Origin of the sequence: Spirosoma profusum, assembly GCF_014699005.1 — a bacterium.
In the GTDB taxonomy this organism is placed as follows: Bacteria; Bacteroidota; Bacteroidia; order Cytophagales; family Spirosomataceae; genus Spirosoma; species Spirosoma profusum.
In genome coordinates this window covers 1-15,444 of record NZ_JACWZY010000024.1, presented here as the reverse complement: position 1 = coordinate 15,444, position 15,444 = coordinate 1, and the positions used below count along the sequence as shown (strand labels likewise).

Sequence of the window (15,444 nt, the reverse complement as noted above, 5' to 3'; positions counted from 1 at the left end):
TCAGCGGGCTAACTCATTTTAAACTTACAATCATGCATCTGCTAAACGCTCAAAATCTTCACCATTCTCAGTAAGTCCTCGTTAATCGGTTTGGGTAGGCGAATAGTATCACGGAAAGGCGTGTAAATGAGTTCGTTATTGACGATACCCGCCATTACGTTCTTCTCGCCGTTCATGAGTCCTTCCAGTGCCCCCAGACCTAACCGGCTTGCCAGAATCCGGTCGTAGGCGGTTGGAATGCCGCCCCGTTGAATGTGCCCCAACGTAGTGACCCGCATATCGATATCTGTATCAATCTGCTGGCGTATTTTTTCTGAGATAACCACCGCATTACCAGCTTCTTCGCCTTCGGCAATCACCACAATAGACGATGATTTCTGTCGGCTCCAGCCCGATCTTAAGGCTTCGACAACCTCTGAAATAGGTGTCAATACTTCAGGAACCATCACCATTTCAGCGCCCCCGGCTATACCCGACTGAATGGCAATATAGCCCGAGTCGCGTCCCATTACCTCAATGAAAAAGATACGGTCATGCGAGTCGGCCGTATCACGAATTTTGTCGATGGCCTCCAGAGCGGTATTTACGGCTGTATCGAAGCCAATCGTGTAATCCGTGCCATACAGGTCATTGTCGATGGTACCCGGTGCACCAACCGTCGGGATGCCGTATTCATCGTAGAAAAGCGTAGCACCGGTGAACGTACCGTTACCGCCAATAGCTACAAGTCCTTCAATATCAAACTTTTTGAGTTGTTCGTGGGCTTTAGCGCGGCCTTCGGGCGTCATGAATTCTTTACTGCGGGCCGATTTCAGAATGGTCCCCCCACGCTGGACGATGTTACTCACCGAGTGCGAGGTCATCTGAAAGATATCACCATTTATCATTCCGCTGTACCCCCGGCGGATGCCGAATATTTCGATACCGTGGTAGACAGCCCCCCGAACAACCGCTCGGATACAGGCGTTCATACCCGGCGCGTCGCCACCCGAGGTAAAAACAGCTATTCGTTTCATAGGTCAATTCAATTTTTTAAAGAAATATCACAAAAAGGTCAGTAGGTAGTCATATTAAACCCCGCAAATTTATCCGCATTTCCCAATCTAAAGGTATCCGTTTTGCAATTATCCCTTCTATTTCATACAAAATTTAAAAATTGCACAATATGATGTTTTGCCAACATTGTCTTTTAAAATGTGCTACTGGAATAAATGCCATTAACGACTATTTCGGCACAGTTAATAGCTGAACAAAATTATTTTCTGCTGAATCGATTCGCTCGTTGAATAATTCGCCAGTGGTTCCAGAGGGTAGTCATTAATCCAAAATGAGTTACCAATACCTTAAAACGGTCGGTAAGCGACCGGCGATGCTGTTGCACAGATAATCCACCGACGAGGTATTTGCATAAAACAAACGGCAGATACTCAATCGTTTTGGCTGCTTTCAGGCACCGAATTTCCCAGTCGAGATCAGCGCTCAGATTGTTGGTTGGATAATCGGGTGCAATAGCGCGTTTAGCCACAAAGGCCTGATGGCAGACTTTCATGCCGAGCGCCATATCGCGCCAGGTCAATTGCTGTGGCAACGTATGCGGAGTGACTTTGCTACGTAGCCCAACAGTTGTGCCATCGTTACGTACATATAACGCATCGCTGTAATAGACATCGGCCTGGGTGGCTTTTATCCGGGCCAACAGATTTGGAAGCGTTTGGGTATCGTGCAATTCATCGCCCGCATTCATAAACCAGACGTATTTACCAGTTGCCAGGGCTAAGCCTTTATTCATGGCGTCATACAGTCCTTTGTCCGGCTCCGAAACCCAGCGGGTAACGTATTGCTCATAGTTTCCAACAATATCCAACGTACCATCTTTCGACGCTCCATCCACAATAATGTATTCATAATCAATTGCCTGCTGAGCGACAAGGCTCTGAATCGTGCGCTCCAGAAACTGCTCAGCGTTGTACGTAATGGTAATGATAGAGACGGTTGGCATGTTGCAAAGAGCGAAAGAGTGAAAGAGTGAAAGAGTGCCGTAACGGATGTTGAAAGCCATCCGGATGGCTTCGTTCCGCTTCGGCGGGCCGATTTCACTCATTCACTCTTTCGCTCATTATTTGTTGGTACAACTCAATATGTTGACGGGCTACTACGTCTTCAGAAAAGCGGTTTTCGGCGGATTGACGTGCGTTATTTCGTAGATTTTGAGGGTTATCGTGAGTGAGTGCAAATGCCATTCCGTCGGCTAACTGCTGAGCGTTGTGCATGTCGGCCAGATAACCGTTTTGCTCGTGGTCAATCATTTCAGGAATACCGCCCGTCCGGAAACCAACGACAGGCGTACCACAGGCCAACGACTCAATTACCGTATTAGGCAAGTTGTCTTCCAGTGATGGTACTACCATTACGTCGGCGGCATTGTAAGCAGCCACAATATCATTTTCTGACGTTAAAACGCCAAGATGTCGGATTGGGTAAGGTAATTCATTGAACAAATACGACCGCCCTTTGCCAAACACCAGAATTTCTGGCTTCAGATTCGGTTGCTGTTGATGCAATAACGTAATGGCTTCGGCAAAATAGCGGAAGCCTTTACGAGTATCCGTTACGTTGGCACTCCCAAATAAAATACGTGGTTGATTAACCGACGGCAAATCGAAGCGGGCGTTGGCTTCGCTACGTTCGATGGGGCGAAAAATGCTCTGGTCAATTGCGTACGGAATGACTGTAAATGGAAAACTACGTAACAACGCGCTACGTTGCCCTTCATTCGCTAACCACTGACTTGGTGGCGTAAAATGTACGTTGGCACTGTTAAAGAGACGTAACTTCTTCTCGAAAACGCGGTACGATAAATCTTGGTCAGCTGGATTTTTCAGGTAGGGACATTGGCGACAATGCGTCAGAAAATGGTCGCAGCCGCGTGCGTAGTGGCAGCCACCTGTGAACGCCCATTGATCGTGCAGCGTCCAGACAATGGGTTTCCCTAAGTCGAACAGTGAACGTAGCGTACTGATGGATAAAAAGCCGAAATTAATCCAGTGCAGGTGCAATACGTCGGCCTGTTGAATAGCCGGATGAAAACTCAAATTGGCTCCAAACTGTGCTGGCGAAAACTGAAAACGAACGGAATTATCCCGTTCGTGGGGCAAAAAATACAGCCGTTCGGCTACGAAACGCCCAAAAGCAGTTTGTTCAGCCAGAAAGTTGTTAGCCAAATACGTAACACCCGGTTCCGGACGATGCGTTTCCAGTCGATTGGGCGTACCAACCAGCATCGTACTTTCAACTGACGGAGTTTTCCAGATTTGTTTCTGCAAAGCCCGATGAAGCCGGTTTGCGGCCACAGCCGCCCCGCCAAACAAGTGATACGTGCTAAGGTGCGTAACTCTCACCGCCCCAGAAGTTTATCGAATTTCTTGACCACTTCAGGCCAGAAGCCCAGCCCGAATACACGTCCCCAGATGCGCCGACGTGAATAAGCTTCCATTTCGGCAAAAATCGGGTCTGAGAAACAGCTTTTTGCCTTTTGTGTCAGTATCAGCGCAAAACCGTGTTGCTTCAACGTAGTGGCAAACACCCAACCCAGCAATACGTTACGTAATGTCAGCGTCGATTCGCCCGAAAAGCGATTCAGATACGTCATCTCACCCCAAACAGCACTGTTTTTGAGCGAAAAGAGCACAAATTTTTTCAACAGTGGATTCGCCGTAAAACTATCCAGCAACGCTGGTGTAATACGTGGCGACCCCTTTGGCAGCAATTCAGCCAGCCAGTGGCTGCCCGTCTCTTCCATGACTTGCAACACTGTATACAACTTATCTTCGCCCTCATAAATCGACGTAATACCGGGCTCAAATTCGGCAGTCAATACGTTTTTCATACGATTATCGCCGAGGTTGCGGAACAAACGGAGGTCGGTGCCCTGCGAGTCGGTTTTGAACCAGTCGACCTGAGCAATATTCAGGCTGTCGAGCGTCGATCGAAGGCTACGCGTTTTCAGTTGAACAACTTTTGTCGGCTCAAATTTGGGCGCGAAGGCGTATTCCTCAATTAAATCAGGTCGCGGACGTAGCAGGCTGGAGCAGTGGGGAGAAGCGGTCAGGTAAAAATCGGACGTATCATTTGGCGTGTCGGTCGAGGTAACTATATGGTTAAACGTATACAATTTCCGAAAATGCCCTGACTCACTTTCAACGTAGCCAAAATCGCGGTCGTCGGCGTCGAAGGCGATACAGACTGAATATTTGGCAAACGTTTTCCAGCGATTATGTAACTGTCCCGACGCCCCAATATCCACCAACACGGGCGGCTCTTGTTGAAACTCAGGACGGGAAAGAATTTTGTCGATCATAAAAGAGTCGTTACCGGGCCGCCGGAGCGGTCGACAGTCATCAATAACTAGTCAGTTGTATGGTGGTGTTAATAACACTATTGACTGACGACTTATGACTATCGACTATTTTCTGTACGCAAAGATATTCAATTGCAGGTCCATACTGTCGTTGCCTTTGTAGCGACGGTTTACCAACGGTGCGTGTCGATATTGGCTGGTGTTGACGTAGTACCGGAAACCACTTTTCTCCAGAATAGTCACTACGTCAGCCAGCGTTTGCGGATGGTCGAGGTAAGCGTGAAACTCGACGAACATATTCTGGACATGAGACAACGCATCCTGACAGTCGGTTAATACGTCGGTTTCAGCTCCTTCGACGTCCATTTTGAGCATGTCGATGCGTGTTTCACGAAGCAGATAATCGCGCAGACGTATCGAAGGAACCAGTTTTCGGTCGGTTTGCGAGTAAATCGACGCAGAATCAGCCTGATCGCTGCCAAACCAGATGCCTTCTTCATTAGTCCAAACCGCCTTTGTAATAATATCTACGCCCGTAATCTGGTTCTGCTTCAGGTTGTTCTGCAGGATGGTGCTGATTTGCTCATCGGCTTCAAACGCGATGATACGTGCACTTGGATACGTTTGCCGGAAATAAGCAATACTGGTGCCAATGTTAGTACCACAATCGAAAATCACCGGATTCGGATTGGTCGTCGGAAATTGGTAGAACTCATCGACAAAAATCTCCCGATACTGCCAGATAAACGAAAGTGCATCCGGCACCCGAAACCGATACGCTCCAAACGTTACGTCGAGCGCCTGATTTCGTGGCTGATCGCCGTAACGTAATGCCATCCACAGCAATCGACGGCCTTCTACTGAACGTAGCAGCCGGGCGGTTTCGGTGAATAAAAATTTAAAGAACCACATGATGTTTTGCTAGGACACAGAGATGCACTAAGACACACGGAGATACACAGAGAAAATTATAGAAAACCGCTGTGTGTCTCCGTGTGTCTTAGTGCATCTCTGTGTCCCAATTATTTTTTAAAACGTTTTCGTAACCCCGCCACCGTCTCATTAATATCCGATGATAATCTCAAAACGACAACTAAACCACCAAATAACCCAGTAATCAACATGGAACGCCAGCCCATATCGACAAGCGTACGCCATTTTGGGGAATCAGCTTCCGGGTAGGAAAACTGGACGGCCACCCACCAGACACCAAGCGCCAACGCGATAACCACTACGTTCCGCCAGGTAAACGGCTGCAACTTAAAGGCAAACCCCACAAACAAAGTACGAACCAGATTGTAGAGGAACGTAGCGAACGCAGCACCAATAGCGGCCCCGTTGATGCCATATAGAGGAATTAAGTACTGATTGGCGGCAATTGTAATGAAAATAAGAATCACAAAAAAAAGCGAATCATACGCATAAAACCGCGAGGTATACAGGATTATGCCATTCACACCCGTAGCCATATCAATCAACTTGCCCAGCCCGAGCCAGAGGATAACGTAGTATCCGGCAGCATAACTTTCGGGCAGAAACCGAAACACGTTGGGCAAATTAGCTGCTACGCCGACAAACACCAGACAACCCGCAATTAGCTGATTCAGGCAACTTTTGCGATAAATAGTAGCGATGTTTTTCAAATCGTTACTCTTCCAGGATTCAGCAATGAGCGTACCCGACACTTTGTACAGCGCCGTCGCTGGAATGGCGATAACCGCAGCAAAATAGGACGCCGTACCATAAATTCCCGTATCGCCCAGGCCTTGTTTACTGTTTATCATCACCTTGTCAATCGTCCATACGATTTGGGTCGATAGGGCCGAAGTAAGCGTCAGCCCGGCGTAACGTATCAGATTCCGGCGCAAATTCGCATTGATTGAGACAAACGTTCGATTGAAAAACAAAGCTTCGTCGCGTGCTACGCTGATAATAATCAGAATAAGCGGCATAAAAAACGCGAACAGCCAAAAGCCCAGAAATTGCGGGAACGTAACCCAGCCCAGCCAGTATAGCCCACCAGCAATTAGAACTAATACGCGCTGCACAAATTGCTGCAATAACGTACCGGTGACGGGATCATAGAGTAATCGGGCGTAATTGTCAAAGACAGTGAAATACACGGTAAAGAGCGTCAGCGGAATAAGCAGGTAATAGTATTCGACAAATAGTGACGACTCTTTCTGGTAAAAATCGACAACCCACGGACGTGCCAGCCAAAGTGCCAGCACGCATATACCAAAGCCCAGCAATGTAATGAGCGATGTAATGAGCAGATACCCATTATGTTGTCGATCTGCATTGCGGAAGTACGGAAAATAACGTCCACCCGCGCCGTTCAGCCCTAGATTCGACGCCTGCGACAGTACTTGTGACAGCGAAATCAAGAGCGTAAGCAGCCCCACCTGCGCTTCACTAAGCAAATTTGGAAAGAAAATTCCCTGCGTAAAAAAACCAACGGCTACACCCGCGTAGGCGTAAATCGAACTCTGAATGGTTTGCCGTTTTATGATACCCATTTTTCAATGAGCGAATGAGTGAATGAGTGAATGAGTGAATACAGTTCGGCAGAAATTCTTGCGCCAGCCCTATTCACTCATTCACTCATTCACTCATTCGCAATTAGATTCCAGTCCAGCGCAGTGCCGGCGGGGATGTCTTGTGTTGCGGTTTTGCCGAGGATGTTGTCGTAATAGCGGGTGTGCAGGCCATTGGCCGGACGAATGCTACGTACCGTATCGGGTGTGAACGTATCACCCGCTTTCATATCGCGCACTACGTAGAGAGACCGCTTGAATTGCAGGCTTTTTTCTTCTTTGGGGGTTAGGGTATAATTAACCTGCCCCATGGCTAGATGCGCCCGTTCGGTTTCGATGACAAGGTTTTTCAGCTCATCGGGTTCCAGCGAAAAAGCCGAATCGACACCACCGTCAGCCCGACGTAACGTTACGTGTTTTTCGAGTACGACTGCGCCGAGTGCCACCGCTGCTACGGCTGCACCAATACCCATCGTATGATCGGAAAGACCCACCGGTACGTCGAATAATTGCCGCATGTGTGGAATCGTGAGCAGATTGGTACTTTCGGGCGTGGCCGGATACGTACTGGTACATTTGAGCAAAACGAGGTCTTTGCAGCCGTTGGCACGTAGCACTTTTACTGACTCGTCAAGGTCGGCTACAGAGGCTACACCCGTGCTCATGATGACCGGTTTGCCCGTTTGCGCTACCTTTTTAAGCAGAATGTGGTCGGTATTTTCGAAGGAGGCAATCTTGTATAATGGTACGTTCAGCGACTCCAGAAAATCGACGGCGGACGTATCGAAGGGCGAGCTGAAGGCAATCATGCCCCGCTTCTGGGCGTGGTCAAAAATCGGTTTGTGCCATTCCCAGGGCGTATAAGCGTCCTGATACAGCTTATAAAGATTCTTATCGGCCCAAAGCGACTTGGCATCCCGAATGTAAAACTCCTCCGACGCTCCATTGAACGTAATGGTATCAGGGGTGTAGGTCTGGAGTTTGAGCGCGTGCGCACCGGCATCGGCAACGGCATCTACAATTTCCAGCGCCCGCTCCAGCGACTGGTTATGGTTTCCCGACATTTCGGCAATCACAAACGGCCGATGCGACGGACTTATGGTAAACTGGGCAACCTGAATCGGTTGAGAATGTGTCATATTCAACAAACCTTTTGCGGTTCAAATACCGCTATGGCGGCCCGGCTAAAAGGTTTTAAGGTAAAGCAAAGCAGAATCCTCAAATTTACTGCTTTCGCCCGACAATTTGAAACCTGCCCGTTCAAAGGCACGTATCGACGCCTGATTTTCAGGCTTAATGTAAGCGTGAATGGTAACGACACCCCACTGTTTCCGGCAAATAGCGCAACCCTGTGAAATGAGTTGTGTGGCATAACCTTTCCCCCGCTGGCGAGCATCGACAGACGTACTGATAATAATTTCGTCGGGCATATCCGCTACTGACTTACGCTCGAAACGTACCTGACCAACAGGCTGTTTCGCTTCATCGAAAAAGAGAAACAACAGCGTGTTTGGGTCGGTGAGTTTACGGGTGAACCAGGCCGTGTGTGTCTCCAGCGAAATTGGCGTTGAATTGAACGACCATTTTCGCGTATCGGGGTCGTTTGCCCAGGCGAAGTAAAGACGGGAGTCGGCAGGTTGAGCGGTTCGGTAGGTAAACATGACAGGGCTCGTGATTTTGCCCGACTAATTAAGCACTTAATTCTTGAAATAATTTCCGAAATCGCTCTGGTGAACGACCATCAAAAAAACGACCCTGATTGGTTACTGTTTGGGCGATCATTTCGGGTGAGAACGTAAACGATTGAATGGCTAATTTCAGCATCTGGTCGAGAGCCAGCACAGGTGTGAGTCGTGTTAGCAGAGTCGGGAAATTGACTGATAGCGCCAGTTTTTCTTCGGCTAGAAACCCTGCTAGCCGGTCTTGGTTTTCGGCAGTAACAATGCCGATTAGAGGTCGATTTACCGCACAAACCTCATAACTAATGGTACTGCAAGACGTAATAGCCAGTCGGCACCCCTGTATCTCGTTGACCATTTGACTCGCCGTAAGATTTTGCAGAATTGTAAGGTTCGTTAACTGACTTTGAAAGGCTTCAATAGCTGGGCGATTTGGGTGAAATGGCCCCAAAACCAGATGAACGGGCAAGCCGGCGTTGACCTGTTGAATAGCTTTTAAAACTGTGAGCGATACGTTCTGTGAATCGGCACCGCCCAAACTAACAAAAATGTGACCATCATCGGGGAACGTACCAAAGCCTTCGCTACGTAGAAATTCGGGACGTAGCAATGCGTAGTAAGGCCCTAGACAAAACTGTGTGTACGCTTCAGCATCATAATCCTGCGACGTAACGCCACCGGCGTGATTAATTACTACGTCGGCCACTTGATGACCTGTGATCAAATCATCGATAAAGACTAATTTTTTAGCTCGCCCCCGAATAGAACGCTGAGCGGTTTCATCGAACGAATAGCCATCCACAACGACTATATCTTCCGGATGAATCTGGCTCAAAAAAAAGGATTGATTTTCTGAATTAGGTAACGTAACAACGCTCAGGCCGGCTTGCTCGACCAATGAACGAACGGAATGGTCAGGCTCCGTGATTGCAAACTGCATCGAAAACTCACTTTTCAGCATATCGGCCAGCGCCAGGCACCGCATAACGTGCCCCATTCCAATCTGCGCATTCCCATCAGCACGAAAAGTGAGTTTCTTCATGAGGACATGGGCTTTCGAAAACTAGCGAGATTCGTTGTTTATTTTGTATTTGAGTTCCGCAACTTGCCAATCGGTCTCATTATCAATATCATGTGCCGCCATTTCGTAAATGACAATACCTCCGGAATTATCTGTAATGAGTAGCTGCTTTCGTTGGAACGCTGCTACGTTGAAGAAATAAAACTGACCGGCATCGTGGTAAGCCGGTTCCAAATCCTGCGAGCGTGTCAGGGCGTGTTCAGGCTGAAACCATTCTACTTGCCCATCCTTTAGCATCACTGCCCGTTGAATTGGAAATCCAAAATGCTGCACAGGATATACCGTATCAAACTGCTTTTCAGTAAGTAACGTAAAAGCTCGTTGCAGAAGGTCCGACGTTATGAAAGGGGAAGTAGGATAGAGGCAGCAGGCAAAATCGAACACTTTACCTGTCTGTTTATAGTCACTTAGTACTTCATTCAATACGTCACCAGTCGTAGCGAAATCATCAGAGGTTACGGCCGCTCGCAAAAACGGAACCGAGGCACCGTACTGGCGTGCTACGTCCGCAATTTCCTCGTCGTCGGTCGATACCATGACTTCGTCGAAAAGATGAGACGCAAGAGCGGTTTCAATGACGTAAGCGATGATGGGCCTTCCGAGAAAAGGGCGAATATTTTTGCGCGGAATCCGTTTGCTGCCGCCCCGCGCCGTAATGATCGCTACGTTACTCATGCCGGATGGTTTGGATTATTTTTTGACAAGATAACAGGGCGTTACGGCATAAGGAAAACGCTTGATTTCAACCGATTTATCTTTGAAAAACTCTTCAACAGCCGCATTCGCACCGGGAAATACGTTGGCGTAGTCGTCCAGCATAATCACGCCCCCTGGCAAAACCCGGTCGTAAAGATGTTCGAGAACGGCCTTCGTCGGTTCGTATACATCGACGTCGATGTTGAGCAGGCTGATACGTAGTTCGGGATGCTTTTCCAGATAGGACGGAATGGTCTGACAAACATCGCCCTGAACCAGATCAACGTTCTGGCCAATGCCTTTATGATGAAGCACAGTCATGAGTTGCTCAGTATCAATGCCTTCGTCGCCCGAATCGCTGATGAATTTTTCGCGCCAGGCTTTGTCATCCGCAAATTCAGTTTCAGGGAATGGGCCAAAGGCGTCAAATCCGATGATTTTCTTGGCAGCCGGATTATTCAGTAACTGCCGGAACGTAGCGAGTCGAATCAACGATGCGCCCTTAAACACACCACACTCCACGATGGCACCTGGTACGTCGATTGTCTGTTTATACAGTTCGTAATGGGCCATCACTTTCGCCATTCGGTTGACGTCCGAAGACCAGTAATAATTATTTTCGTACTCGAATGAGCGGGAGAAATCGGGCAGTTGAATCATGAATTTAAAATAAATGATCGGCGGCTACAGCGCCTTCTGGGTGGAAATCAAAGTAATAGCCGTTTAGAAACGGGTTGTCGGCGCGGGCGGTCATCCAGCCACTGGTGTCTCCGAAAAATTGTCGAAGTTCATTGTCGTCATACAATCGAATGGTGTATAGACCGTTTGGCGGCACGACGCAGCTACGTTCCAACACCGTTTCGTCGGCTTCGCGATAAAACGACAGCGTTACGTTGGCCCGCCGGTCGTAGTCGCGTAAGGGAGCCGAGTTGGTCAGAGCGATTTCTGAGTTTCCTACATTCACAAACGGTGCCCATTTGAACGTACCGGGTTTGTCCAGAATTTTCGGATTGCCCACTTGGGGCGAAAAACAAACGTTACTCGGCAAACCCGACAGACGCCCGTTTTGTCCTACGTTCAGGCCGAATTTGAGCCGGGTTGGAATGCGCGTTTCATCCGGCCAATGGCCAACTATCTGTGCCGTTTTGGCCCGTTCGAATGATACGTTCGCCTGATTTGCCAGATCGCCCAAATCAATCTGAACGTACTGATTACTACCTGAATGGAAATGTTCTGCGTCAGACACTACCCCCAAAAGCTTTCCATCTGCGTCGAAAAATCGGAATGACAGCGAAAAATCGGAGGGCGAGAAAACAGGATAAACGACCAATTTGGTGAAAAAGCCATCGGTCAAATACAAGGGAATGGACATCGACGAATCCCAAAAACGGTCGTCCTGTCGGGGCCAGTACGCTTTGCTATCGGCCACGCTCGAACTGTCGTAATAGGAGTGCGTAAGGCTCACGCTACGTGCCTTCTGGTCCAGATTTCCCACCAGAAAACGAGGGAAAAATCCCGAAAAATTATGCCCAAACCGAATCATACCCGGCTCGTCACCAAGCAGCGATTTTAGGTCGATATATTCTTTTAGGTATAAAAAAACAGTTTCGTAGGGCTTAAGATCAGGTAAAGTGAACGTACCAGATGTAGTGCGATGCTGGGTATCAACGATTTCGTAAGTAACGGTTGGCTGCTCAGAAGGTAGTGGTCCGTTCGTAAAACTGAGAAATGGGGCTAATTCATCCCGGCCATAAATATCAAAACCGGATTCACTTACTTGGTATTCAGTGTTTTGTTGCAGGTCTTCAATGTCGTTGTAGACGCGTCCAACCGTATGCACCACACTGCTGGACGTAGCATTATAATAAACCAGCACAAAGGCCGGATATGGGAATACTAAATCTTGCGTCGAGAAAATCTCCAGTTCGAGCGAACCTGTAAAGTTTTCGGCCTCATCATTTTTACGTAGTAAATCAGCGTATTCGCTCATTTGCACCGACCAGGCTTTGGCAGAGTCAATCAGGACGTATTTTCGCGAAAGCAACGTACCAGCCTGATTACGTAGCGTATAGAGCAGACCAACTTCGCGAATGTTACGTTTCAGCAGCCAATACCCCATAAAGATGACTTTACTGGAATACACATTGGTATGCAGCACCGGAAAAATCGCCGACGAACGTAGCACTGGCTTTCGATTTGCCACTAACGTCTCGCCCGCACTTTGGGTGGCCTGAAGATGACTCTGGTACGTGCGCATCGGTTCAGTTCGGGTTTATAAATGATTTAACGTGTAGAAATCCCAAAACCTGATTTATTACATAATTCTGCTCGTCGTCTGTCAATGTTGGAAACAGCGGCAGGCTCAAACCCTGCGCATAATAATGCTCAGCATGCGGAAAATCGCCGGGTTTCCAGCCGAACTGCCGGTAATAAGGCATCAGGTGAACCGGAATATAGTGCACCTGCGCAAAGATGTTTTTCGTCCGTAACGAATCGTACAAACCTTTGCGGTCTGGCGTTTGAATCACATACAGGTGGTAAGCGTGCCCGATGCCAGCCGGGGGAACTATAATTTGTATCGGAAGTCCACTGGTAGCGGCTTCACTAAAAGCCGCATCGTAGCGGGCAGCCAACTCGCGTCGACGGTCGAGCATGGCGTCGACGCGGTTCATTTGGCTCAGTGCAAGGGCAGCTTGTATATCAGTCAGGCGGTAGTTATAACCTAATTCCTGAAGTTCCATGTACCAGCCTCCGCGTTCGGGTTCGTCGGGGTAAGGCTGAGTCAGTTCTTCAGGTTTGTTTGTGATACCGTGGGTTCGAAGCCGAAGCAGGTGATGATAAAGCTCTTTATCGTTGGTTGTAATCATGCCTCCTTCGCCAGCCGCGATGTGTTTGACAGGATGGAAACTAAAGATGGCAAGTTCCGCCAGCGACCCGTCGCCACAACGATGCGTCACTCCATTTTTATCAACGAACGTAGCACCCGGCGCATGGCAACTATCTTCAATAATCCAAAGCCCAAACTCATCCGCCAATTCCCGAAAAGCAGCCATATCGACCGGATATCCCGCAAAATCGACCGGAATTATCCCTGAAAAATAACCTTTCGGATGACTTTCAAGTAGCGAACGTACTGCTTTGGGATCAAGTAGTACGTTGTCAGGGTCTATGTCAGCAAAATGAACTTCACCACCGCAATAGCGCACGCAATTGGCCGAAGCCGAAAACGTAATAGGCGTCGTAATGACCCGCGTTCCAGGCCCGACATTCAGCGCCATACAGCACAAGTGCAAGGCTGCCGTACCATTGGCAACAGCAACGGCATACGTAGCACCAACGTAGCGGGCAAATGCCTCTTCGAGTTCGCCAATTTTCGGGCCCTGCGTCAGGTGCGAGGAACGTAGCACAGCATTCACGGCGGCAATATCATCGTCGGTAATGTGCTGGCGTCCGTAGGGAATTGAGTTCATAAATGAATAATGGTTAATGAATAATGTAGAATGAGGTGCAAGTCATTATTCATTTTACATTCAACCGCACGGGCGGCCCCGATTATACACTAAAATCAGCGTCAACATGCTCCCGAATCTGATCGCGCAGTTGTGCTACGTTGAGCCAGTCGGTATTGGTGCCAGAATTGTACTTGAAACCCATCTCCACCATCTTTCCGTTAAAAGCCTGTGCATATTCTTCCATTGTCCACCAAAGCGGAGCTGCGGGCGTGATGACGTAGTACTTATCCGTTTCGATGGTGTTCAGCGAGTCGGTTTCGGTAATCATTTCCTCGTGCAGTTTCTCGCCCGGCCGAATGCCCACGATACGTTGCTCGGCGTTGGGAGCAATGGCTTCGGCCATTTCGGTGATGCGGTACGACGGAATCTTCGGAACGAAAATCTCACCGCCCCAGGCGTGTTCGAGCGCATACAGTACCATCTCGACACCATCTTCCAGTGAAATATTAAACCGCGTCATGTCGGGATGGGTTATTGGCAAAACGCCATCTTTCCGTTTGTCCAGAAAAAACGGAACAACCGATCCCCGCGACCCAATTACGTTGCCGTAACGTACCACCGAAAAGCGCAAATCGCGTCGGCCTTTCATATTGTTGGCGGCAACAAATAGTTTATCGGAGCAAAGTTTAGTCGCTCCGTAGAGGTTGATGGGCGCGGCTGCTTTGTCGGTCGAGAGAGCTACTACGCGCTGAACGCCGTTGTCTAATGCGGCATTAATTACGTTCTCTGCTCCGAATACGTTGGTTTTGATGCACTCCATCGGATTGTACTCGGCGGCTGGAACCTGTTTCAGCGCGGCAGCATGAATAATGATGTCGATGCCTTCGCAGGCCCGCTTGAGCCGTTCACCGTCGCGCACATCACCAATAAAAAAACGGATGGATTTGTATTTCGACTGTGGGTAATACTGCGACATTTCGAACTGCTTGAGCTCGTCGCGCGAGTAAATAACGACACGTTTAACATCCGGGTAACGTTGGTACACCATTTCGACAAACTTCTTGCCGAATGAGCCGGTGCCACCCGTAATCAGAAGAGATTTATTTGTAAGGTCAAGATTTGAGGTAATAACTGATTGATTCATAGTAGATTAGCCTTGTTTTTAATTTAGGCTACTGTAATCGTTATGTAAGCGATTGGCGAAACCCGAACGACAGTCCGTTAATTATTCAGCAAAGGTAAGGTTATTCCTGACGCAACTAGGTGAGGGCTTTTTCAATAATGTAAGGACTTATTTCTTTGCCAGCCTCGCCAGCCCGACTAACGATCTGTTGCCATTCACTATCGGTAGCGTATACCTGGTGAGCTTTCTTTTTAGAGGCATCGGGCTTTTTGTGCCGACCTCTGCGCTTAGTTTCCTGTTCCATGACTCAAAGCTATAAAAACATTTTTAATATTTTTAATCAAAACATTTTTCAAAACATTGTAAAAATATAAAAACCTCGTATATTTACAGGGCAATCTTAACGCATCTACTAATGGAATTAAACATCTTAACCGCTCCGATCACTACGCAGGAAATCGAATGGCGTGTGCAGTCGCAGACCAAAGACGGACAGAAAATTATTGTTCTACCGTATAT

Annotated in this window: 15 protein-coding genes; all 15 read right to left on the bottom strand. The window is 48.3% G+C overall.

Translation table 11 applies throughout. The annotated features are described in order from the left end of the window. Positions 1-41: 41 nt before the first annotated feature. The 15 genes from pfkA to IC229_RS23745 all read right to left on the bottom strand — a co-directional run bounded on the left by pfkA (position 42) and on the right by IC229_RS23745 (position 15,229). Positions 42-1,016 (bottom strand): 6-phosphofructokinase, encoded by a 975-nt coding sequence (gene pfkA / locus IC229_RS23815; protein WP_190889563.1) that lies wholly within the window; start codon positions 1,014-1,016, stop codon positions 42-44. Positions 1,017-1,255: 239 nt separating this feature from the next. Then, positions 1,256-1,999: a glycosyltransferase family 2 protein gene (locus tag IC229_RS23810; protein ID WP_190889750.1), complete on the bottom strand. Its 744-nt coding sequence runs from the start codon at positions 1,997-1,999 to the stop codon at positions 1,256-1,258. A gap of 94 nt (positions 2,000-2,093) precedes the next feature. Further along, positions 2,094-3,398: a glycosyltransferase family 4 protein gene (locus tag IC229_RS23805; RefSeq protein ID WP_190889561.1), complete on the bottom strand. Its 1,305-nt coding sequence runs from the start codon at positions 3,396-3,398 to the stop codon at positions 2,094-2,096. Beyond that, positions 3,395-4,357: a hypothetical protein gene (locus tag IC229_RS23800; protein ID WP_190889559.1), complete on the bottom strand. Its 963-nt coding sequence runs from the start codon at positions 4,355-4,357 to the stop codon at positions 3,395-3,397. The genes IC229_RS23805 and IC229_RS23800 overlap by 4 nt, the downstream gene beginning before the upstream one ends. A gap of 105 nt (positions 4,358-4,462) precedes the next feature. Next, on the bottom strand, positions 4,463-5,269 hold the full coding sequence (locus tag IC229_RS23795) for an FkbM family methyltransferase (protein WP_190889557.1): 807 nt from the start codon (positions 5,267-5,269) through the stop codon (positions 4,463-4,465). Between the two features lie 110 nt (positions 5,270-5,379). Further along, positions 5,380-6,876 carry a lipopolysaccharide biosynthesis protein gene (locus IC229_RS23790; protein ID WP_190889555.1) on the bottom strand — a complete coding sequence of 499 codons (1,497 nt, stop codon included), beginning with the start codon at positions 6,874-6,876 and terminating at the stop codon, positions 5,380-5,382. A gap of 89 nt (positions 6,877-6,965) precedes the next feature. Next, positions 6,966-8,033, bottom strand: a complete 1,068-nt coding sequence (gene pseI, locus IC229_RS23785) for a pseudaminic acid synthase (RefSeq protein WP_190889553.1) — start codon at positions 8,031-8,033, stop codon at positions 6,966-6,968. 45 nt (positions 8,034-8,078) lie between these two features. Then, the gene (locus tag IC229_RS23780; protein ID WP_190889551.1) at positions 8,079-8,555 is read right to left on the bottom strand and encodes a GNAT family N-acetyltransferase; all 477 of its coding nucleotides are present in this window, start codon (positions 8,553-8,555) and stop codon (positions 8,079-8,081) included. A 28-nt stretch (positions 8,556-8,583) separates the two neighbouring features. Then, positions 8,584-9,615 carry a UDP-2,4-diacetamido-2,4,6-trideoxy-beta-L-altropyranose hydrolase gene (gene pseG / locus IC229_RS23775; RefSeq protein WP_190889549.1) on the bottom strand — a complete coding sequence of 344 codons (1,032 nt, stop codon included), beginning with the start codon at positions 9,613-9,615 and terminating at the stop codon, positions 8,584-8,586. 21 nt (positions 9,616-9,636) lie between these two features. Further along, positions 9,637-10,329 (bottom strand): pseudaminic acid cytidylyltransferase, encoded by a 693-nt coding sequence (gene pseF / locus IC229_RS23770; protein ID WP_190889541.1) that lies wholly within the window; start codon positions 10,327-10,329, stop codon positions 9,637-9,639. Positions 10,330-10,344: 15 nt separating this feature from the next. Then, positions 10,345-11,010: a TylF/MycF/NovP-related O-methyltransferase gene (locus IC229_RS23765; RefSeq protein ID WP_190889539.1), complete on the bottom strand. Its 666-nt coding sequence runs from the start codon at positions 11,008-11,010 to the stop codon at positions 10,345-10,347. 4 nt (positions 11,011-11,014) lie between these two features. Further along, positions 11,015-12,607 (bottom strand): hypothetical protein, encoded by a 1,593-nt coding sequence (locus tag IC229_RS23760; RefSeq protein WP_190889538.1) that lies wholly within the window; start codon positions 12,605-12,607, stop codon positions 11,015-11,017. Positions 12,608-12,611: 4 nt separating this feature from the next. Continuing rightward, positions 12,612-13,820 carry a UDP-4-amino-4,6-dideoxy-N-acetyl-beta-L-altrosamine transaminase gene (gene pseC, locus IC229_RS23755; RefSeq protein WP_190889536.1) on the bottom strand — a complete coding sequence of 403 codons (1,209 nt, stop codon included), beginning with the start codon at positions 13,818-13,820 and terminating at the stop codon, positions 12,612-12,614. An 82-nt stretch (positions 13,821-13,902) separates the two neighbouring features. After that, the gene (gene pseB / locus IC229_RS23750; RefSeq protein WP_190889528.1) at positions 13,903-14,946 is read right to left on the bottom strand and encodes a UDP-N-acetylglucosamine 4,6-dehydratase (inverting); all 1,044 of its coding nucleotides are present in this window, start codon (positions 14,944-14,946) and stop codon (positions 13,903-13,905) included. Positions 14,947-15,061: 115 nt separating this feature from the next. Continuing rightward, positions 15,062-15,229: a hypothetical protein gene (locus IC229_RS23745; protein WP_190889526.1), complete on the bottom strand. Its 168-nt coding sequence runs from the start codon at positions 15,227-15,229 to the stop codon at positions 15,062-15,064. Between the last annotated feature and the right edge of the window lie 215 nt (positions 15,230-15,444).